This is a genomic window from Azoarcus indigens, from assembly GCF_004361735.1.
Taxonomy (GTDB): domain Bacteria; phylum Pseudomonadota; class Gammaproteobacteria; order Burkholderiales; family Rhodocyclaceae; genus Azoarcus; species Azoarcus indigens.
Genome location: NZ_SNVV01000007.1, coordinates 103,375 through 124,242, shown reverse-complemented (window position 1 = coordinate 124,242; position 20,868 = coordinate 103,375). Strand labels below are relative to the sequence as shown.

The window sequence follows — 20,868 nt, the reverse complement described above, 5'->3', positions numbered from 1 at the left end:
CCGGGCGGGGTGCGGCGGAATAGGCATGTGCGTCGGCGGCGGTCCGTGGGCCGGACCGCCGCCGTGCGCGGGTCAGTGCTGCAGGATCTTGGCGAGGAAGGTCTGGGCGCGCTCGGAGCGCGGCTGGCCGAAGAAGTCGTCCTTGGAGGCGTCTTCGACGATGGCGCCGCGGTCCATGAAGATCACCCGGTGGGCGACCTTGCGGGCGAAGCCCATCTCGTGGGTCACGCACATCATGGTCATGCCTTCGCGGGCGAGTTCCACCATGACGTCCAGCACCTCGTTGATCATCTCCGGGTCCAGCGCCGAGGTGGGCTCATCGAACAGCATGCAGATCGGGTCCATCGCCAGCGCGCGGGCGATCGCCACCCGCTGCTGCTGGCCGCCGGAGAGCTGGCCGGGGAACTTGTGGGCGTGGGCCTTGAGGCCGACGCGGTCAAGCAGCTTCATGCCCTTGTCGATCGCCTCATCGCGCTTGCGGCCCAGCACCTTGATCTGGGCGATGGCGAGGTTGTCGGTGATGGTCATGTGCGGGAACAGCTCGAAGTGCTGGAACACCATGCCGACCCGCGAGCGCAGCTTGGGCAGGTTGGTCTTGGGCGCCTCCACCGCGGTGCCGTCCACCACGATGCTGCCCTGCTGGAAGGGCTCCAGGCCGTTCACGCACTTGATCAGGGTGGATTTGCCGGAGCCGGAGGGGCCGCAGACCACCACCACCTCACCCTTGTTCACATGGGTGGTGCAATCGGTGAGCACCTGGAAGCTGCCGTACCACTTGGAAACGTTCTTGATCTCGATCATCGGGAATAACTCCGTTGCTAGCCTGGGATCAGCGGATGATGGCGATGCGCGCCTGGAGCCGCTTGACCAGCCGCGAAAGGGTAAAGCAGATGATGAAATAGACCACCGCCACGGTGGTGTACATCTCTACCGGACGCAGGTCGCGCTGGGTGATCTTGTCCGCCGCGCCGAAGAAGTCGGTGGCGCCGATGGCATACACCAGCGACACGTCCTGGAACAGCACGATGGTCTGCGTCAGCAGCACCGGCAGCATGTTGCGGAAGGCCTGCGGCAGCACCACCAGGCGCATGGTCTGGCCGTAGGTGAAGCCCAGCGCCGAACCGGCGGCGATCTGGCCGCGCGCCACCGACTGGATGCCGGAACGCATGATCTCGGAGTAGTAGGCGGCCTCGAACACGGTGAAGGTGAAGTAGGCCGAGTTGGCCGCGCCTATTGGCATCGGCTGGCCGGTGAAGAGTTGCAGCACCATCGGCAGGATCAGGTAGAAGGCCAGGATCACCTGCACCAGCGGCACGCTGCGGAAGAAGTTCACATAGGCCGAGGCGAACAGCTGCAGCGGTTTGATCGATGACAGCCGCATCAGCGCCAGCAGGGTGCCGAGGATGATGCCGCCTATCATCGCCACCACCGTCACCTGCAGGGTGTAGCGCAGGCCCTCGGCCAGGAACTGCCAGTTGGCGGTGACGACGCCGAAGTCGAAATCGTTCATGTCAGTGGCCTCCCTTGCCGCCGGTGATCAGGCCGGGCACCGCGCTGCGCTTCTCGATGAAGGCGAGGACGCGGTTCATCGCGAAGGCGAGGCCGAAGTAGATGGCGGTGACGACGATGGTGATCTCCAGCACCTGCGAGGTCTTCTCGATGATCTGCTTGTACTGGAAGTACAGCTCCAGGATGCCCACCGCGTAGGTCACCGCCGAGTTCTTGAAGATGTTCATCGCCTCGGAGGTGATGGCCGGCAGCACGATGCGGTAGGCCATCGGCAGGCGCACGTAGCGGTAGGTCTGCCACTCGGTGAAACCCAGCGCCAGGCCGGCGAAGCGCTGGCCGCGGGCGAGGGCGTTGATGCCCGATTTCACTTGCTCGGCGATGCGCGCCGCGGTGTAGAGGCCGAGGCCGATGATGGCGGTGACCAGGTAGGGCAGCTCCTGCTTCACCCACAGGCCCAGCTTCTCGGGCAGGAACTCCGGGATGACGAAGAACCACATGAAGAGTTGCACGATCAGCGGCACGTTGCGGAACACGTCCACATAGGTGTCGCCGATGGCCACCAGCAGGCGGCTGGGGGTGGTGCGCATCACGCCCAGCACCGAGCCCAGCAGCAGGGCCACCGCCAGCGCGCCCAGCGACACCGCCACCGTCCAGCCCATGCCGGAGATGATCCATTCGTAATATTTGAGGCCGTCGTCGGCCTCCTGGAAGAAGAACAGCCAGTCCCAGTGGTAATTCATCGCCTGTCCTCGCCGCCGTGGGCGGCCCGGGTGGGGGGAGGGCGGCGGCCTGCGCGGCCGCCGCCGCCGGGTAGCGGCCCGCGGGATGCGGGCCGGCGCGAGGGCCTTACTCGACGCCCTTGTCGGTCGGGTTCTCGATGGCCGCCTTCAGCACCGGGCTCATCGGGAAGTTCAGGTTCACATTGCGCGGAGGAATCGGGCTCATGAACCACTTCTCGTACAGCTTGGTGGCTTCGCCGGACTTCATCGCGGCGATCAGCGCCTTGTCCACCACCGCCTTGAACTCGGGGTCGTCCTTGCGCAGCATCACCCCATAGGGCTCGTCGCGCAGCGAGGGGCCGACGATGGCGTAGGCGGACGGGTTCTTGGAGTTGGCGATGAGGCCGGCGATGAGGATGTCGTCCATCACGAAGGCGGCGGCGCGGCCGCTCTCCACCATCAGGAAGGAATCGGCGTGGTCCTTGCCGTAGAGGTTGCGCAGATTGATGGACTTGCCGCGCTGGTTCTGCTTGATCAGGCCGTCGGAAGTGGTGCCGGTGGTAGTCACCACCGGCTTGCCTTCCAGGTCGGTGATGTCGTTGATGCCCGAATCCTTGCGCACGCCCATGCGCACGCTGGTGATGAAGTAGGCCACCGAGAAGCCCACTTGCTGCTGGCGCTGCACGCTGTTGGTGGTGGAGCCGCACTCGATGTCTATGGTGCCGTTCTGCATCAGCGGAATGCGGTTCTGCGAGGTCACCGCCTGGTACTTCACCTGCAGGTTGGGCGCCTTCAACTCCTCCTTCACCGCGTCCACCACCTTGGCGCAGAGGTCCATCGCGTAGCCCACCGGCTTCTGGTCGGCGTCCAGGTAGGAGAAGGGCACCGAGGATTCACGGTAGCCCACGGTGATCGCCCCGGCATCCTTGATCTTCTTCAGCGAGCCGGTGAGTTCGGCGGCTTGCGCGGGGGCGGCGAGGCCTCCCGCGGTGAGACACAGGGCGATGACGGTGAGGGATTTGCGCATGACCAGTCTCCAATCTACGTTCGAGAGTACGTTCGAGAAGGCGGGCGAAGGCTTCGCCCGTTGCCGGCGGTTATCGCACGTAATGTGCCAATGCCCGGTTTCATCCTAGCCCCTTGATCCGATTGGGGTTGATCCGGGTAGACCCGCGGCCCGCGTTCGGGAACCCGTGCCTGCGCCGCGCCATCCGTTCGGAAAACCGAACGCCGCGGGCGGGCACGGCGGCTGCTTCCCCTGTCTGCCGCGGGCGCGGGCTTGTTCCGCGGCCCTGATCCCCTTTCGACCCGGAACCCCCTCCTTCAAGCCCATGGATCTCGTCGTACCCCGCCCTGAAGGCCTCTACTGCCCGCCCGGCGATTTCTACATCGACCCCTGGCGGCCGGTGGCGCGTGCGGTGATCACCCATGGCCACGGCGACCATGCCCGCCCCGGCCACCGCCATTACCTCGCCGCCGCGGCCGGCGCCGGCATCCTGCGCGCCCGCCTCGGCGACATCCCGCTGGAGACCTTGCCCTACGGCCGCTCGCTGCGGCATCGAGGCGTGGACATCAGCTTCCATCCCGCCGGCCATGTGCTGGGCTCGGCCCAGGTGAGGCTGGCGTACGGCGGCGAGGTGTGGGTGGCCTCCGGCGACTACAAGCTGGAGGCGGACGGCACCTGCGCGCCTTTCGAGCCGGTGCGCTGCGACGCCTTCATCACCGAATCCACCTTCGGCCTGCCCATCTACCGCTGGCCGCCGCAGGCGGAGCTGGCGGCGCAGATCAACGCCTGGTGGGCCGCCAACGCCGCCGCCGGCCGGACCTCGGTGCTGTTCTGCTACGCCTTCGGCAAGGCCCAGCGCATCCTGCACATGCTGGATGCGGCCATCGGCCCCATCGTGGTCCATGGCGCGCTGGAGGCGCTCAACGCCGCCTACCGGGACGCCGGCGTGGCGCTGCCGGCCACGCTGCGGGTCAATGACGTGGGCGAGGCTGCCGCCCTGCGCCAGGCGATGGTGCTGGCGTCGCCCTCGGCCCAGGGCAGCCCATGGCTGCGCCGCTTCGGCGACTATGCCGACGCCTTCGCCAGCGGCTGGATGCGCATACGCGGCACCCGGCGGCGGCGGGGCGTGGATCGCGGCTTCGTGCTCTCCGACCATGCCGACTGGCCCGGCTTGCTCGCCGCCATCGCCGCCACCGGCGCCGGCCGCGTCTTCGTCACCCACGGCAGCGTGCCGGTGCTGGTGCGTTGGCTCGCCGAGCAGGGCCTGCAGGCGCAGGCTTTCGACACCGAGTATGGCGAGGGCGCCCAGGCGGAGGAGGCAGCCGGGAGCGAGACGGAGGAGGGCGTCGCGCCACAGGTCGATGTGGCGGATGCCGAGCCGGCGACGCCACCGGCGAAACCCGGCGGAGAGCCCGCGCAATGAAGGCTTTCGCCGCCCTTTACGCCGCGCTGGATGCCACCACTTCCAGCAACGCCAAGCTCGCCGCCATGGTGGAGTACTTCCGGGCCGCGCCGCCGGCCGACGCCGCCTGGGCGGCCTACTTCCTCGCCGGCGGCAAGCCGCGCCAGCTGGTGCCCGTGCGCCAGCTGCGGGAATTCGCCATGCGCGCGGCCGGCGTACCGGAATGGCTGTTCGAGGAGAGCTACCAGGCGGTGGGCGACCTCGCCGAGACGCTGGCGCTGCTGCTGCCGGAGGGCGCGGGCGGCGACGACGCCTCCCTCGCCGAGTGGATGGAGGAGCGCCTGCTGCCGTTGCGCGGCTTGCCGGCAGCGTCGCTGCAGTCGCGGCTGGCAGAGCTGCTGGCCGGGCTGGGCACGCTGGAGCGCTTCGTCTGCGCCAAACTCATCACCGGCAGCTTCCGCGTCGGCGTCTCCCGTTTGCTCGCCACCCGCGCGCTGGCCGAGGCCGGCGGTGTGGATACCAAGCGCGTCGCCCAGCGCCTGATCGGCTATACCGGCATCGGCGCCCGGCCGGACGCCGCCAGCTACACCGCCCTGCTGGCGCCGCCGGAGGCGCCGCTCGAGCGCGAGGACGGCCTGCCCTATCCCTTCTTCCTCGCCCACTCGCTGCAGGCGCCGGTGGCCGGGTTCGCCGCCCGCCTGGGGCCGCCGGCGCACTGGCTGGTGGAGTGGAAGTGGGACGGCATACGCGCCCAGCTGGTACGCCGTGGCGGCCGCAGCTGGCTGTGGTCGCGCGGCGAGGATCTGGTCACCGAACGCTTCCCCGAGCTGGCCGCGCTCGGCGCCGAGCTGCCCGAGGGCACGGTGGTGGATGGCGAGATCCTGGTGTGGAAGGACGACCGGGTGCAGCCCTTCGCCGCGCTGCAGACCCGCCTTGGCCGCAAGACGGTGGGCCCCCGCCTGCTGGCCGCGGCGCCGGTGGTGTTGTGCGCCTACGATGTGCTGGAGTGGGAGGGCGAGGATCTGCGCCGGCGGCCGCTGGCCGAGCGCCGCGCGCTGCTGGAGCGCCTGGTCGCCCACCACCCCCACCGCGCGCTGCGGCTGTCGCCGCTGCTGCAGGGGGAGAACTGGGAGGCGCTGGCGCGGCAGCGCGAGTCCGCCCGCGCGCTGGGGGTGGAAGGGATGATGCTGAAGGCGCGCGATTCCGCCTATGGCGTCGGCCGCAGCAAGGACGAAGGCGTGTGGTGGAAGTGGAAGATAGACCCCTACAGCGTGGACGCGGTGCTGATCTACGCCCAGCGTGGCCACGGCCGCCGCGCCAGCCTCTACACCGACTACACCTTCGCCGTCTGGGATGCGCCGGAAGGCGAGCCGCAGCGTCGCCTGGTGCCCTTCGCCAAGGCCTACTCCGGCCTCAGCGACGCCGAGATCCGCGAGGTGGACGCCATCGTCCGCCGCAGCACGCAGGAGAAGTTCGGCCCGGTGCGCAGCGTGGTGCCAGAGCAGGTGTTCGAGCTGGGCTTCGAGGGCATCGCCCGCAGCGCCCGCCACAAGAGCGGGGTGGCGGTGCGCTTCCCGCGCATCCTGCGCTGGCGCCGCGACAAGCCGGCGGCGGAGGCGGACACGCTGCAGACGCTGGCGGCGCTGCTGCCGGAGTAGGGGGCCGCCTGCGGGCGGCGACGGAAGGGCGGTGCGAACAGTTCGGCCGCCGCCGCGCCGATGATGGGCGGGCCGCTTCAACCCTCGCGCGGCGTCAGCCCGTGCTTGCGGATCTTGTCGTGCAGCGTGGTCTTGGGCACCCGCAACGCCTCGGCGGCGCGGCTGAGGTTGCCACCGTGGCGGCGCAGGGTCTCGTCGATCAGGTTGCGCTCGAAGCGGTCCACCATCTCCGCCAGCGAGGGCGCGTCGCTGCGCTCGGCGGTGCCGAGTACGCTGTTGCCCACGCCCAGCACCAGGCAGTCGGCCACGTTGCGCAGCTCGCGCACATTGCCCGGCCAGGGGTGGGCCATCAGGCGGTGGGTCTGCTCGGCGCTCATCTGCGGCAGCGGGCGGTCGTAGCGCTGGGCCGCCTGCAGCATGAAGTGCTCGAGGAGCAGCGGAACGTCCTCGCGGCGCTCGCGCAGCGGCGGCAGCTCCACGGTGACGACGTTGAGGCGGTAGTAGAGGTCGGCGCGGAAGCGGCCCTGGCCGGCCAGTTCCAGCAGGTCGTCTTTGGTCGCCGCCACCACCCGGGTGTCCACCGGCAGCAGCTGGTTGGAGCCCAGGCGCTCTATCACCCGCTCCTGCAGCACCCGCAGCAGCTTGATCTGCACCGCCATCGGCATGCTTTCCAGCTCGTCCAGGAACAGGGTGCCGCCGCTGGCGTGTTCGATCTTGCCAACGCGGCGCTTCTGCGCGCCGGTGAAGGCGCCGGCCTCGTGGCCGAACAGCTCGCTGTCGAGCAGGTTGTCCGGCAGGCCGCCGCAGTTGAGGGCGACGAAGTTGGCCTTGCGACGCGGGCCGAGGTCGTGCAGGCAGCGGGCGACCAGCTCCTTGCCGGTGCCGGTTTCGCCGCGCACCAGCACGTCCACCGTCTTGCCGGCGACGTCGAGGATGAGCTGGCGCAGCCGCTCCATCTGCGGCGAGCGGCCGATCAAGGCCGCGTCCAGGCCCTCGCGCCGCTCCAGGCGGCGGCGCAGGTCGGCCACTTCCAGCGCCAGCGCGCGCTTGTCCAGCGCGCGGTGCACCACCTCGATCAACAGTTCCGGGGCGAAGGGCTTCTGGATGAAGTCGTAGGCGCCGCTGCGCATCGCCTCCACCGCCAGGGTGACGTCGCCGTGGCCGGTGATCATGATCACCGGCAGCGCCGGGTCCAGCTCGTGGGCGCGGCGCACCACCGCCATGCCGTCGGCACCGGGCAGGCGCATGTCGGTGACGACGATGCCGGCGAAGTCCTGCGTCAGCCGGCGCAGCCCCTCCTCCGCGCTGGCGCAGCCGGTGACCGGGATGCCCGCCAGTTCCAGCGCCTGCTCGCAGCCGAGGCGGACGTCGGGGTCGTCTTCGATGATGAGTACGGAAAGCGCTGTTGTCATGGGGCGGGCGGCTCCGGGGCCGCGGGCAGGAAGACGGTGAAGAAGGCGCCGCCGCGGGCGCGGTTGTCGGCCACAAGGTCGCCGCCGAACTCGCGCACGATGTCGCGCGAGATGGCCAGCCCCAAGCCCAGCCCTTCGCCGGCCGGCTTGGTGGTGAAGAAGGGCTCGAACAGGCGGTTCTGCAGCGTGGTCGGCAGGCCGACGCCGGTGTCGCCCACCCGCAGCACCACCCGGCCGTCGCCGTGGGTGTAGGCGCCCAGGTCCAGCTCGCGCACCGCTTGGCCGCGCATGGCGTCGATGGCGTTGGAAATGAGGTTCACCAGCACCTGTTCCAGCCGGTTCTGGTCGCACCAGGCCACCGCCCGGCCCGGTTCGCAGCCGTTGTGCACCGTGATGTCGGCACGCTTGAGGCGCTGGTCGAGCAGGAACAGGGCATTGGCCACCGCATGGGCCACGTCCACCCGCGCGGGTACCGCCGGGGATTTGCGGGCGAAGGTCTTCAGCGGCGTGATGATGCCGCCCATCTGGTCGATCAGGCGGCCGATGATGCCCAGGTTCTTCTCGGCGGTGGCGAGGTCGCCGCGGCGGATGAATTCGATGGCATTGCCCGACAGCGTGCGCATCGCCCCCAGCGGCTGGTTCAGCTCATGGGTGATGCCGGTGGCCAGCCGCCCCAGCACCGCCAGCTTGGCCGCCTGCACCAGCTCGTCCTGCGCCGCCCGCAGCGTCTGCTCGGCATGCTGGCGCTCGGCGATTTCCTTGCGCAGGCGGGCAATGGACTCGGTGAGGGCGCGGGTGCGGCGGCCCACCTTACCCTCCAGTTCGGCATTGGCGCGCTGCAGCAGCGCCTGCGCCTCCAGCTTCTCCTGCAGGATGCGGCGGCGCTGGGCGATCACCAGCAGCAGCAGGATGAGGAAGCCGGCGCCGACCACGGTGAGCGCCGCATGGGTGGCGGCCTGGCGGCGCACCGGCGTCACCTCGGAGAACACCAGCAGCTTCCAGCCGGTGTCCGGCAGCCCGCGCGACTGGGCGAGGTAGAAGCCGCTGTTGTGCGGCAGCGTGGGCGGCAGCACCAGCCGGCTGTCGAAGCGCGCGGTGCTGCCGTTCTCCTCGCCGCCGGCGAGGGTGACCGGCAGGCGGCCGATGGGGCGGTTGTTGTACAGCCGGTCGGCGGCGATCTGCGCCTTGTCGTCCTCGCTCAGCGGTGCCAGCGCGGTGTACAGCCAGGCCGGCACCGAGGTGAGGATGACCACGCCTTTGTCATCGGCGATCAGCGCCGGCGAGCCCAGCGAGGTCCAGGTCTCGTCCAGGTCGGCGAAGCCGATCTTGATCACCGCCACGCCCAGCAGGCGGCCGGCATTCATCACCGGGTGGGAGACGAAGTAGCCTGGATCGCCGCGGGTGGTGCCGATGGCGAAGTGGCGGCCGACCTTGCCTTGCATGGCGCTGCGGAAGTAGGGGCGGAAGGAGAGGTCCTCACCGACGAAGCTGTCCGGCTGGTTCCAGTTGCTGGCGGCCACCGCATGGCCGTTGGCATCGAGGATGAAGATGGCGATGCTGCCGATGCTGTGGTTGAGCCGCTCCAGGTAGCGGTTGGCGGCGTCCGCCCGGCCGGCGTCGCCCGGCAGGCGCAGCAGGCTGTTCACCTCCGGGCTCAGCTCCACCGTGGCCGGCAGGTGGGCGTAGCGGTTCACCACCGCGTCCACCGCGGCGGCGAACAGGTCCAGCCGGTGGCTGGCCTCCACCCGCAGCGCCTGCATGCCCACATGCTCGCTCAGCCGGTAGCCGCCGAAGCCGGCCAGGCTCACCAGCACCACGCACAGCGCGAGCAGCAGCGGATGCGGCGGATGGGCCGGGCGACGAAAGGCGGGAGCCGGCTGGGGAAGGGCGTCGGTTTCCATGGGGAGGCGGGCGGAGGGCCGGCCGATTCTAGGAGGGCGGGGCGGGGAAGGAAAGCGCGGCGGCCGCGCGCCGCGCAGTGCTGTTCCGCCGCACTGCCGCGGCGGAAATGGGGCTGCCGCGGGGCGGGCGATCCGCCTGGCATGCCGTGCCGGCAGGCCGCGAGGCAGGCAGGATGCGCCTTTCCGCTTGCCCGGCCGCATCCGCTGCCTACAATTAGGCACCGGCTTCAGGGAGGCACGATGCGTATCGGTTCGCGGGCGGTGATGAGTGCGGCGCTCGCGCTGGTGGGCGTGGCGGCGGCGGTGTTCGTCGTCATCGCCGGCGAGATGTTCGAGGCGCGCCTGCAGGAGCGCTGGCGCGCCGAGCGCCTGTCCGAACTCGCCGGGCTGCGCGCCCGCCTGGAGGGCGAGCTGAACGGCGCCACCAATCTCACCGCCGGCCTGGTGTCCTACGTCGCCGCCCGGGGTGGCATCTCCCAGCAGGATTTCGACCTCATCGCCCGCGAGCTGCTGGCAGACCAGAGCCTGCTGCGCAACATCACCCTGGCGCCGGACAACGTCATCTCCATGGTGTATCCAATGGCGGGCAACGAGGCTGCGGTCGGGCTGGACCTGCTGCATCACCCGGTGCAGGGCGCCGCCACCCGGCGCATGCTGGCGGATGGCCGGGCGGTGCTGGCCGGCCCGGTGGCCCTGGTGCAGGGCGGCCGCGCGCTGATCCACCGCGTGCCCATCCATCTCACGCCGCCCGGCGCCGCGCCGCGCAGTGGCCGCTACTGGGGGCTGATGAGCACGCCGATAGATTTCGACCGCCTGCTCGTGCGCAGCGGCCTGCACGAAGCCGAGCTGCGCTATCAGATCGCCCTGCGCGGGGTGGATGGCCTGGGCAGCGGCGGCGCAGTGTTCTGGGGCGACGGCGCGCTGTTCGACGATCCGGCCGCCTTCAAGCTCGATGTGCGCGTGCTCGACGGCGAATGGGACATGGCGGCGATGCCGCTGGACGGCGTGCCCGGCCTGGCTGCCGCGGTGTGGCGGGTGCGCGCGGCCGGCGCCGGCGTGGCGCTGTTCGTGCTGCTGCTGTTGTGGCGCTTCAACCGCGTCGCCGCCCGGCTGGAAGATTCCGAACAGTTGCACCGCGAGCTGGCCGAGCAGATCCACGACGTGCTGTTCCGTACCGACGCCGCCGGCCGGCTGAGCTACCTCAACCCCGCCTGGCAGCGGCTGTCCGGCCGCGCGGCGGACGAAAGCCTGGGCCGTCACTGGACCGAGCTGCTGCTGGCGGAAGACCGTGTGCTGGCCGCTGCCCGCTGCGAGCGTTTTCTCGCCGCCGCGGCTGCCGGCAGCGGAGCGGTGCTGTTCGATGAGCGGGTGCGCATCGCCGACGATGCCGGCCGCATCCACCACCTGGTGGTGCGCGCCGCCTTTCACCGCGGTGTGGGCGGCGGGGGCGGCGACGGCGGCCTGGTCGGTGTCATGGCGGACCTCACCGAGCGCCAGGCGCTGGCCGCCCAGCTGGCGCTGGCGGCGCGGGTGTTCGAGCGCAGCGGCGAGGGCATCGTGGTGTTCGACGGCGAGGGCCGCATCGCATCGGTGAACCCCGCCTTCACCCGCCTCACCGGCTATCCGGCGGAGGAAGTGCTGGGCACCGGCGGCGAAGGCGTCGGCGGCATGGAGCTGTTCGCCCAGGTGCGCCAGGCGCTGGGTGCGCGCGACCACTGGCAGGGCGAGCTGGAGGCCCGCCACCGCGGCGGCGGCCGCTTCCCGGTGGCGCTGTCGGCCACCCTGGTGCGCGGCGAGCACGGCCAGGCGGAACATTGCATCGCCATCTTCTCCGACATCAGCGAGCGCCGCGCGCAGGAGGCCAGCGTGCGCCACCTCGCCCTGCACGACGGCCTCACCGGCCTCGCCAACCGCATCCAGCTCAGCGGCCGCTTCGACCAGGCTGCCAGCCTCGCCGAATGGGATGGCCGCGGCATGGCGCTGCTCTACTTCGATCTCGACGCCTTCAAGCCGGTGAACGACACCCACGGCCATGCGGTGGGCGACGAGGTGCTGCGCGCGGTGGCCAGCCGCTTGCGCGAACTGGTGCGCCAGAGCGATACCGTGGCCCGCGTCGGCGGTGACGAATTTGTCGTGCTGCTGGCCCAGGTCGGCGGCGCCGGGGATGCGCTGGAGGCGGCCGGCAAGCTGATGGACGCGCTGAACGCGCCGCTGCTGCTCGACAGCGGCGTGTTCAATCTGGGCGCCAGCGTCGGCGTCAGCCTCTACCCGCAGCACGGCCGCACGCTGGACGAGTTACTGCGCGCCGCCGATCGCGCCATGTACCACGCCAAACGCGGCAGCCACGGCCTGCGGCGCATCGCCGTCGCCGCCTGATCCAGCCCGGTGTTTCCGCCGCCGATGGCGGCGCGCTGCCGGTCCTGGCGCGAAAATCACAGGAAAATCAGGGCATAGCGCAGCACGTCGCCGCGGACGGATTTAACGGCACGGCGCCCGCCGGCGGGCATATACTCCCGCGGCATTTCCGCCGTTTCCCTGTCGATTTCATATCCACCGATCATGCCCGCGTCCCGAAACCACCCCGTCCGTCGCCTGCTGACGGTGCTCGTCCTCAGCGCCAGCAGCATCGTTGCGCAGGCGGCGCAGTCCGATCCGGCTGCCGCCAGCCGCTATTACGAGGACGGCCTGGCGCGCTACGAGAAGCAGGATCTGCCGGGTGCGGTCATCCAGCTCAAGAACGCCCTGCAGCAGGACCGCAACATGCTCGCCGCCCACCTGCTGCTGGGCCGCAGCTACTTCGACCAGGGCGAACTCGGCGCCGCCGAGGTCTCCTTCCGTGAAGCTCTGCGCCTGGGCGCCAGCCGCGCCGAGGTGGCGGTGCCGCTGGCACGCATTTACCTGCTGCAGGGCCGCGCCTCCCTGGTGGTGGACGGCTTGCAGCCCGAAGGCCTGCCGCCCGCCGCCCAGCTCGAACTGCTGAGCCTGCGCGGCACCGCCTATGCCAATCTGGGCAAGGGCAACGAATCCGAACGCAGCTTCGCCGCCGCCCGCGCGCTGGACCCGAATTCCGCGGTGCCGCTGGTGGCCGAGGTGCCGGTGCTGCTGGGCAGCGGCAAGCCGGAGCTGGCGCGGGAGCGCGCCGAGCGCGCGGTGCAACTGGCCCCGCGCGATGCCGCCGCCTACAACGTGCGCGCCTCGGTGGCCCATGCCACCGGCCGCCTGCCCGCCGCGCTGGAAGACTACGCCCGCGCCATCGAACTGCAGCCCGGCCAGCTCGACGCCCGTGTGGCGCGCGCCGGCATCCTGCTCGACCTCGGCCGCGACGCTGAAGCCGCCGCCATGCTGGACAAGCTCGCCGTCGACATGCCGAAGGAGCCGCGCGTCGCCTACCTGCGCGCCCTGCTTGCCAGCCGCCGGGGCGATGGCGCCGCCGCCAACGCGCAGATGCTGCAGGTCGGCGATCTGCTGGAAAACCTGCCGGCCGAATGGCTGGCCACCCAGGAACAGCTGCTGATGACCGGCGCGCTGGCTCACCACGCCACCGGCCAGTTCGAGAAGGCGCGCAAATACCTGGACGTGCTGGTCGCCCGCTACCCGCGCAACCTCGGCGCGCGCAAGCTGCTCGCCGCCGTGCTGGTCGAACGCAACGAAACCACCCCGGCGCAGGCCCTGCTGGAAGATGTGCTGCGCAAGCAGCCGGACGATGCCCAGGCGCTCTACCTGCTCGGCCGGGTGCAACTGGCGCAGAAGCGCTACGCCAAGGCGGCCGAAACCCTGGAGCGTGCCGCCGCCCGCGGCGCCGGCGAGGATCCCCGGCTGCAGACCGCCCTCGGCCTTGGCCGCGTCGGCATGGGCGACACTGACGCCGGCCTGCGCAGCATTGCCGCTGCCTTCGACAAGGCGCCGCAGGATGTCGGCCTCGCCGCCACCTATGTGAACCTGCTGATGCGTGGCGGCGAGCGCGCCAAGGCAGTCGCCGCCGCGCGCAAGACGGTGCAGGCGCAGGCTGCCAACCCGGCGGCGCACAACCTGCTTGGCCTCGCGCTGGCCAGCAATGGCGACCTTCCTGGTGCCCGCAACGCCTACAACGAGGCGCTCAAGCGCGATGCCAGCTTCATCCCTGCCCAGCTCAACCTCGCCCGGGTGGACCGCGCCGAGGGCAAGCTGGACGCTGCCCGCCAGCGTTACGCGGCAATGCTCGCAAAGGATCGCAACGACGGCGTCGCCCTCTACGAATCCGGCGTGCTCGAACAGCAGGCCGGCAACAATGCCGATGCCATGCGCTGGTTCGAAAAGGCGGTGGTTGCCCGGCCGGACAACATTGCCGCCAGCCTCGCCCTGGCCGAAGTCCGCCTCGCCGCCGGCGAAGGCCAGGCCGCGCTGGAGGCCATGCGCACACTCACCATGCGCCGCCCCGGCGACCTCGCCGCGCTGGCCGAACTGGCCCGCATCGAGCAGGCGGTGGGCGATACCCGCGCCGCCCAGCAGACCTTGCGCGAAATGTCGCGCATCGCCGAATACGACCCCGATGCCCAGGTGCGCATCGGCTACCTGCAACTGCGTGCCGGCGCGGCGGACGAAGCCGCCAAGAACGCGCAGAAGGCGCTGCAGGGCCGGCCTGAGCATGCCGGCGCGCTCACCCTGGCCGCCGAGGCCGCGCTCGCCCGCGGCGAGTTCGACAAGGCCGGCGAGCGGGTGCGCGAACTGCGCCGGCTGGACCCGAAGGCGGTGGATGCCCTGCGGGTGGAGGGCGACATCGCCTTCGCCCGCGGTCAGCTGCCGGCCGCCGCCGAAGCCTACCGCCAGGCCCAGGAACGCCAACCCTCGGCGGAGCTGCTGCTGCGCCGGGTGCAGGTGCTGCTGGCGCAGGACAAGGCCGCCGCCGCGGCGCCGCTGCTGCAGCAATGGTTGAAGGAGAAGCCGGAGCCGGCGGTGCGTCGCGCGCTGGCCGAGATCCATATGCGCACTGGTGACTGGGCTGCGGCACGGCGCGAGTACGAGCGCCTGGTCGCCGAGGTGCCCACCGACGCCAGCGCCTACAACAACCTCGCCAACATCCAGATCCACATGAAGGACGGCGCCGCCATCGCCACCGCGCAGAAGGCGCTGGCCCTGGCTCCGGCCGACCCCAACGTCATCGACACCCTGGGTTGGGCGCTCGCCCGCGGCGAGCGCTATGAGGATGCGCTGCGCTACCTGCGCGACGCCCGCCTGCGGGCCCCGGACAACGCCGAGGTGCGCTGGCACCTGGCCTACGTGCTGGCCAAGGTGGGCCGTGTCCAGGAAGCGCGCGACGAACTGGACGGCGCCTTGCGCCTGAGTAGCACTTTCGACGGCGCGGAAGAGGCCAGGCGCCTCCGTCTTACGTTGTAGTAGTGGCTGTCAGATTTTTTTACACATACTGATACATTCGCTCCTCTGCTAGGGGCAATGAGTTTGATTATTAAGATAAATTTTTTATTGGCTCGATGATTGCTTTGAGCCGGACGAAAGTTGTTTCGGAGAGCAGAATGAACTACATCGTCAAAAAATTCGTCCTGGGTACGGCCCTTGCCCTATGCGGAAGCTGCGCGCTGGCCTCTACCACCTGGACGCTGGACAACAAGAGTTCGACCGCGCCGACTGAAACCGGGTGGAAGGCGAGCAACAACAGCAGCGCCATCTACTCCACCAGCACCGGCTACTGGGCTGGCTCCGGCGTGGGCGTCGGCGGCGAATCCAGTTCCGACGGCCAGCACTCGCTGGACAACAAGTCTGGCTACGAAATGCTGATGCTGAACTTCGGCACCGAGTCGGTCCACCTGGACAGCGTCTCCCTCGGCTGGACCCAGACCGACAGCGACATCTTCGTGCTGGCCTACACCGGCGCCACTCCCTTCACTGGCTCCCTGGCCGGGGCTACCTACGCGTCGCTGCTGAGCAACGGCTGGTCGCTGGTCGGCAATTACGCCAACGTCGGTAGCAACACGGTGCAGTTGAACGCAGCCGCCAATCTTTACTCCAGCTTCTGGCTGATCGGCGCCGGCGGCTTCGACGGCACGCTGGGCGTCACCTCCGGCGACAAGAGCAACGGCAGCTGGCAGAGCTTCACCTCATCCCGCTACGACTACGTCAAGGTTGCCGCTGTCAGCGGCACGGTGAAGCAGCCGCCTCCCCCCGTCACCCATGTACCGGAGCCGGGCTCCCTGGCGCTGGCCGGTGCCGCCTTCCTGGGCATCCTCGGGATCCGGCGCAAGCGCGACTGACCTGGAACTGAGCAACTGAGGCAATCAGGGAGGGTGGCAGCACCCGCAGAGGTGCGACCCGCAGCAAGCCAAACGGCGGTCTGAAAAGGCTGCCGTTTTTTATTGCCGGCCGGTACCGGATGAAGTCTGCTGCTGGTCGCCGGAGAGCCCGGTTCAGGCCTGCTCGGCCAATGCCTCTTCCTGCTGCTGCAGCAGCCACATCTGGGTGTAGGCGCCGTCGCGGGCCAGCAGATCGAAGTGGCGGCCGCGTTCGATGATGCGGCCCTGGTCCAGCACGATGATCTCGTCGGCATTCATCACGGTGGACAGGCGATGGGCGATGACCAGCGCGGTGCGGCCTTCCGCCGCCAGTTCCAGCTGACCCTGGATGGCCTTTTCGGTGCGGGAGTCCAGTGCCGAGGTGGCCTCGTCGAAGATCAGGATGGCTGGGTTCTTCAGCAGCGCGCGGGCGATGGCCACCCGCTGCTTCTCGCCGCCGGAGAGCTTCAGGCCGCGCTCGCCGACGCGGGTGTCATAGCCCTCCGGCAGGCGGGCGACGAAGTCTTCCAGCTGGGCCGCCCGCGCCGCGGCCTCCACTTCCGCGCGGCTGGCGTCCGGCCGGCCGTAGGCGATGTTGTAGTAGAGACTGTCGTTGAACAGCACGGTGTCCTGCGGAACGATGCCGATGGCGGCGCGCAGGCTGTCCTGCGTCAGCTGGCGGATGTCGGTGCCATTCACCCGGATGCTGCCGCCCTGCACGTCGTAGAAGCGGTACAGCAGGCGCGCCAGCGTGGATTTGCCGGAGCCGGAGTGGCCGACGACAGCCACCGTGCGGCCGGCGGGAATGTCCAGGTCCACGCCGTGCAGGATGGGGCGGCGGGCGTCGTAGGCGAAATCCACCGCCTCGAAGCGCACGCCGGCCGGCCCTGGCGGCAGCACGCGGGCGTCGCTGGCGTCGGCGATCTCGCGGTGCTGGCCGAGCAGGCCGAACATGCGCTCGATGTCGGTCAGCGCCTGGCGCAGCTCGCGGTAGATCACGCCGAGGAAGTTGAGCGGGATGTAGAGCTGGATGAGGAAGGCATTCACCAGCACGATGTCGCCCAGCGTCATGCTGCCGGCGGCGACCCGGCTGGCGGCCTGCCACATCATCGCGGTGACGCCGACGGCGATGATGGCCGCCTGGCCGATGTTGAGGCTGGACAGCGACATCTGGTTGCGCAGCTGGGCGGCGGTCCATTTTTGCAGCTGTTCGTCGTAGCGGCGGGCCTCGAAGGCTTCGTTGTTGAAGTACTTCACCGTCTCGAAGTTGAGCAGGCTGTCGATGGCGCGGGCGTTGGCGGCCGAGTCCAGCTCGTTGGCTTCGCGCCGCAGCGCGGTACGCCAGTTGGTCACCGCCACGGTGAACACGATGTAGAGCGCCAGCGTGGCCAGCGTGATGAGGGCGAACACCGCGTCGTACTGGACCAGCAGGATGCCTACCACCAGGCCGATCTCCACCAATGTCGGCAGGATGGAGTAGAGCGTGTAGCTGATCAGCGAGCCGATGGAGCGGGTGCCGCGCTCGATGTCGCGGGTGAGGCCGCCGGTCTGCCGCTCCAGGTGGAAGCGCAGGCTGAGCGCATGCAGGTGGCGGAACACCCGCAGCGAGATCTCGCGCACCGCGCCCTGCGTCACCCGGGCGAACACCAGCTCGCGCAGCTCGGTCAGCAGCGAGGTGGAAAAGCGCAGCGCGCCGTAGGCCAGCAGCAGCGCCGCCGGTACCACGATGAAGGCTTGCTCCGGCGTGATCGTCAGCGCGTCCACCAGGTGCTTGAACACCAGGGGCACCGCCACGTTGGCGCCCTTGGCGGCGATCAGACAGGAAAGCGCCAGCAGCACCCGCAGGCGGTGGGCCCAGATGAAGGGCAGCAGGCTCTTCAGCGTCTGCCAGTCGCGGCGCTGGCCGGTGTCGCCAACGGGGGCGGGCAGGGAGGAGGCGCGGCGCATGCGGCGGCTCCTACTGGCCGCGGCCGTCGGTGGCAAGGCGGATGGCGAGACCGATGAAGATCAGCCCCGCCAGCCGGTCCAGCCAGGCGCCCGCTGCCGGCCGCTTCGCCAGCGCGCGGCCGATGGCGCCGGCGGCGCAGGCGATGGTGCCGAACACCAGCACCGTCTGCAGCGCGAAGGCCAGCCCCAGCTGCACCGTCTGCAGCGCCACGCTGCCCAGCTCCGGCCGGCTGAACTGCGGCAAGAAGGCGAGGAAGAACAGCGCCACCTTGGGGTTGATGGCATTGGCGATGAAGCCGCGCCGCAGGTAGCGCAGCCAGGGCTCGCCGCTACCGGCGAGGGCTGCCGGCCGCAGGGCGGAGGCGTTGCGCAGCGCCTGCACGCCCAGCCAGGCGAGATAGGCGGCGCCCGCCAGCTTGAGGCCGAGGAAGAGCTGCGGCGAGGCGGCAATGGCGGCACTCACGCCTATCGCTGCCCACAGCGTGTGGGTGAAACAGCCCAGCGCACAGCCGACGGCGATGCCGAAGCCGGCCATGCGCCCGCGCGCCAGGCTCTGCCCCAGCACCATCAGGTTGTCTGGCCCCGGCGCGAAGGTGATGGCGATGGAGACGGCGAGGAAGGCGAGCAGGGTGTCCAGGGGCAGCATGGCGGTCGGGCGGCAGGGCGTGCGGGAAAAGCGTTCGATTCTGTTGGGCGGGGCAGGCACAGTCAAATGCGGGGTGGGCCCTTGGAGGAGAAGGGATTTGTTGGTGAGGAGCGGGGCGCGCGGGTCTGTGGGGCCGGGTTATCGCGGAACGGCGTGGCTAGGTGGCTGAGGAAAGCGGGCTGGCCTGGCGATGTGCCAGGGGAGGGCGGAGCCGTACAGGGCGGCACCCAAGGGCGCGATAGGTGCTTGGCTGTCGGTCGCCGCTGGCTGCGGTGTCAGCCGCAGTCCAGTGCAACGCGCCCCTCACCCGAACCTCCACGCTTCCCGAACATCACCGGCGCACAGCAACCCTGCCCCCGGGGCTACCTTGGAGGACGGCCTCCACTCAGCCCGCCGCATCCCCCGCGGGTTTTCCGCCGCCGTTGGCGACCACTCGCTCCAGCACCTTCAGGCAGGCTTGCAGCTCGGCCTGGCCCAGGCCGGCCAGCATCTCTTCCCGCATGCCTATCACCTCGCCCTCGATGCGGGCTACCAGCGCCAGGCCGTCGGGCTTGATCTCCAGGTACTTCTGGCGGCGGTCCTGGGCGTCCGGGCTGCGGCCGACCAGGCCCAGCTTTTCCATGCGGTCCAGCAGGCGCACCAGCGTCGGCGTCTCTATGCCCAGGCGGGTGGCGAGGCTGCTCTGGTTGTAGCGCTCCCCGGCGGTGTGCAGCGCCCACAGCACCCGCCAGGTGGCCTGGGTCATGCCCCAGGGGCGCAGGCGTTCGTCCAGTTTCACCCGCCACAGGGCGGCGGCGCGGTGGAGCAGGGTGGCGACGGCGTGTTGATCTTTGGTCAGGTTTTTCATTAGCATGCTAATTGTTGATGTGCTAATGGAAAGCTTGGCCCCTGCCGGGCGAAATGTCCACCATGTCCTCCCCCATCCGCGACCTCACCCGCGACCTGTTCCGCGCCCTGCCGGCGGAAACCCACACCCAGCGCCATGGTGGGCGCTACAAGTGGATGGTGCTGATCGTCGCCAGCCTGGGCACCATCGCCGGCGTGCTGTCCACCACCAGCTTCAACGTCGCGGTGCCGGCGCTGATGCGGGATTTCGCCCTCGGCCAGGAACAGGTGCAGTGGGCCATCACCGGCTTCATGGCGGCGATGACGGTGGGCATGCTGCCCACGCCTTGGCTGCTGGACCGCTTCGGTTTCCGCCGCCTTTTTCTCGGCGCGGTGTTGATGATGTTGCTGGCCAGCGTGGCCGGCGCGTTGGCCACCCATTTCCCCTACCTGGTGTTCACCCGCGTCGTCCAGGGGCTGGCGGCCGGCATGTTGCAGCCGCTGGGGCCGCTGGTGGTGATGCGCAGCTTTCCGCCCGGCGTGCAGGGGCGGGCCTCCGGCGCGCTCAGCTTCAGCCTGGTGCTGGCGCCGGCGGTGGCGCCGGCCTTGGGCGGCGTGCTGCTGGACCGCTACGGCTGGCCGGCGATCTTCCTGCTCAACCTGCCTTTCTGCGTGCTCGCCGTTGGCAGCGCGCTCTACCTGCTGCCGCGGGCGGAGGCGGCGCCGCGCCACGGCTTCGACTGGTGGGGGCTGGCGCTGCTCACCGCCGGCACGCTGGCGCTGATCGAGTCCGTCGCCAGCCTGCAGCACAGCGGCCTGCTGGCGCCGTGGACGCTGGCGCAGCTGGCGCTGGCCGCCGGTTTGCTGGCCTGCTTCGTGCGCCATGCGCAGCGGGTGAAGAAGCCGCTCATCAGCCTGGGCCTGTTCCGCCACCGCAGCTTCGCCATGGGCACCACGGTGGCCTTCGCCTACGGCTTCGGGCTGTACGCCTCCACCTACCTGATCCCGGTGTTCCTGCAGAACGCACTCGGCTTTGGCGCGGCTGCCGCTGGCATGGTGCTGGTGCCGGCCGGGCTGGCGCTGGCGGCCACCATTCCGCCGGCCGGCCGGCTGGCGGACAAGGTGTCGCCGCAGTGGATCACCGTCGCCGGCCTGGCCTGCTTCGGCCTCTCCTTCCTGCTGTTCGCGCTGCTGGCGAAGGGCATAGGCCATGGCGAACTGATCTTCGTCACCGTGCTCGGCCGCGTCGGCCTGGGCATGATCATGCCGGCGCTCAATCTCGCCACGCTGCGCCACCTGGAGCCGCATCAGCTGAGCCAGTCGTCGGCGGTGATCAGCTACGCCCGCCAGCTGGGCGGCATGCTGGGCATCGCGGTGGCGGCGGTGTTCGTCGCCTGGCGGGAGTCGGTGTATGGCACGGTGGTGCCCGGCGTGCTCACCGCCTACGCCCAGGGCTTCCTGCTGCTGGCCGGGGTGTTCGCGCTGGCGCTGGTGGCGGCCTGCCGCATGGGGAAGCGTTGAACGGTCCGGCGGTGAGCTCTTCTGCAGGGCTCCGGCAGGCCAGTCGGCGCCGGATTGGA

The 20,868-nt window shown here is 70.1% G+C and carries 16 protein-coding genes; 6 read left to right on the top strand and 10 right to left on the bottom strand.

The window, feature by feature from the left end; genetic code table 11:
* Nucleotides 1–72 precede the first annotated feature (72 nt).
* The 4 genes from C7389_RS09960 to C7389_RS09945 all read right to left on the bottom strand — a co-directional run bounded on the left by C7389_RS09960 (nucleotide 73) and on the right by C7389_RS09945 (nucleotide 3,255).
* Nucleotides 73–801, bottom strand: coding sequence for an amino acid ABC transporter ATP-binding protein (locus C7389_RS09960; RefSeq protein ID WP_133590893.1), 729 nt, complete (start codon nucleotides 799–801; stop codon nucleotides 73–75).
* Between the two features lie 28 nt (nucleotides 802–829).
* A complete protein-coding gene (locus C7389_RS09955; protein WP_133590891.1) occupies nucleotides 830–1,510 on the bottom strand; it encodes an amino acid ABC transporter permease in 681 nt (226 codons plus the stop codon).
* 1 nt (nucleotide 1,511) lies between these two features.
* Entirely contained in the window at nucleotides 1,512–2,249 is a 738-nt protein-coding gene (locus C7389_RS09950; RefSeq protein WP_133590889.1) for an amino acid ABC transporter permease, read from the bottom strand.
* Between the two features lie 106 nt (nucleotides 2,250–2,355).
* On the bottom strand, nucleotides 2,356–3,255 hold the full coding sequence (locus C7389_RS09945; protein ID WP_133590887.1) for a transporter substrate-binding domain-containing protein: 900 nt from the start codon (nucleotides 3,253–3,255) through the stop codon (nucleotides 2,356–2,358).
* Nucleotides 3,256–3,559: 304 nt separating this feature from the next.
* Between C7389_RS09945 and C7389_RS09940 the strand changes: the two genes are divergently transcribed.
* Nucleotides 3,560–4,657, top strand: a complete 1,098-nt coding sequence (locus tag C7389_RS09940) for a ligase-associated DNA damage response exonuclease (protein ID WP_133590885.1) — start codon at nucleotides 3,560–3,562, stop codon at nucleotides 4,655–4,657.
* Entirely contained in the window at nucleotides 4,654–6,294 is a 1,641-nt protein-coding gene (locus C7389_RS09935; protein ID WP_133590883.1) for an ATP-dependent DNA ligase, read from the top strand. Before C7389_RS09940 ends, C7389_RS09935 begins: the two co-directional genes overlap by 4 nt.
* A 77-nt stretch (nucleotides 6,295–6,371) precedes the next feature.
* Here C7389_RS09935 and C7389_RS09930 read toward each other — a convergent pair whose 3' ends face one another.
* Together C7389_RS09930 and C7389_RS09925 are read right to left on the bottom strand one after the other, a co-directional pair.
* The gene (locus C7389_RS09930; RefSeq protein ID WP_133590881.1) at nucleotides 6,372–7,706 is read right to left on the bottom strand and encodes a sigma-54-dependent transcriptional regulator; all 1,335 of its coding nucleotides are present in this window, start codon (nucleotides 7,704–7,706) and stop codon (nucleotides 6,372–6,374) included.
* Nucleotides 7,703–9,607 (bottom strand): sensor histidine kinase, encoded by a 1,905-nt coding sequence (locus C7389_RS09925; protein ID WP_133590879.1) that lies wholly within the window; start codon nucleotides 9,605–9,607, stop codon nucleotides 7,703–7,705. Before C7389_RS09925 ends, C7389_RS09930 begins: the two co-directional genes overlap by 4 nt.
* A 240-nt stretch (nucleotides 9,608–9,847) precedes the next feature.
* On the opposite strand from C7389_RS09925, the gene C7389_RS09920 reads away from it, so the two are divergent.
* Nucleotides 9,848–11,983, top strand: coding sequence for a sensor domain-containing diguanylate cyclase (locus C7389_RS09920; protein WP_162851713.1), 2,136 nt, complete (start codon nucleotides 9,848–9,850; stop codon nucleotides 11,981–11,983).
* Between the two features lie 56 nt (nucleotides 11,984–12,039).
* Here C7389_RS09920 and C7389_RS25695 read toward each other — a convergent pair whose 3' ends face one another.
* Nucleotides 12,040–12,168 carry a hypothetical protein gene (locus C7389_RS25695; RefSeq protein ID WP_281275373.1) on the bottom strand — a complete coding sequence of 43 codons (129 nt, stop codon included), beginning with the start codon at nucleotides 12,166–12,168 and terminating at the stop codon, nucleotides 12,040–12,042.
* Between C7389_RS25695 and prsT the strand changes: the two genes are divergently transcribed.
* Together prsT and xdp1 are read left to right on the top strand one after the other, a co-directional pair.
* The gene (prsT, locus tag C7389_RS09915) at nucleotides 12,167–14,980 is read left to right on the top strand and encodes an XrtA/PEP-CTERM system TPR-repeat protein PrsT (RefSeq protein WP_133590875.1); all 2,814 of its coding nucleotides are present in this window, start codon (nucleotides 12,167–12,169) and stop codon (nucleotides 14,978–14,980) included. The two genes, C7389_RS25695 and prsT, sit on opposite strands and share 2 nt — an antisense overlap.
* A 137-nt stretch (nucleotides 14,981–15,117) precedes the next feature.
* Nucleotides 15,118–15,852, top strand: coding sequence for an exosortase-dependent surface protein XDP1 (xdp1, locus tag C7389_RS09910; RefSeq protein ID WP_133590873.1), 735 nt, complete (start codon nucleotides 15,118–15,120; stop codon nucleotides 15,850–15,852).
* Between the two features lie 153 nt (nucleotides 15,853–16,005).
* On the opposite strand, the gene C7389_RS09905 is transcribed toward xdp1, so the two are convergent.
* The 3 genes from C7389_RS09905 to C7389_RS09895 all read right to left on the bottom strand — a co-directional run bounded on the left by C7389_RS09905 (nucleotide 16,006) and on the right by C7389_RS09895 (nucleotide 19,310).
* Entirely contained in the window at nucleotides 16,006–17,817 is a 1,812-nt protein-coding gene (locus C7389_RS09905; RefSeq protein ID WP_133590871.1) for an ABCB family ABC transporter ATP-binding protein/permease, read from the bottom strand.
* Nucleotides 17,818–17,827: 10 nt separating this feature from the next.
* Nucleotides 17,828–18,463: a LysE family translocator gene (locus C7389_RS09900; protein ID WP_133590869.1), complete on the bottom strand. Its 636-nt coding sequence runs from the start codon at nucleotides 18,461–18,463 to the stop codon at nucleotides 17,828–17,830.
* A gap of 385 nt (nucleotides 18,464–18,848) precedes the next feature.
* Nucleotides 18,849–19,310 carry a MarR family winged helix-turn-helix transcriptional regulator gene (locus C7389_RS09895; RefSeq protein ID WP_162851712.1) on the bottom strand — a complete coding sequence of 154 codons (462 nt, stop codon included), beginning with the start codon at nucleotides 19,308–19,310 and terminating at the stop codon, nucleotides 18,849–18,851.
* 62 nt (nucleotides 19,311–19,372) lie between these two features.
* On the opposite strand from C7389_RS09895, the gene C7389_RS09890 reads away from it, so the two are divergent.
* Entirely contained in the window at nucleotides 19,373–20,809 is a 1,437-nt protein-coding gene (locus tag C7389_RS09890; protein WP_133590865.1) for a DHA2 family efflux MFS transporter permease subunit, read from the top strand.
* Nucleotides 20,810–20,868 lie beyond the last annotated feature (59 nt).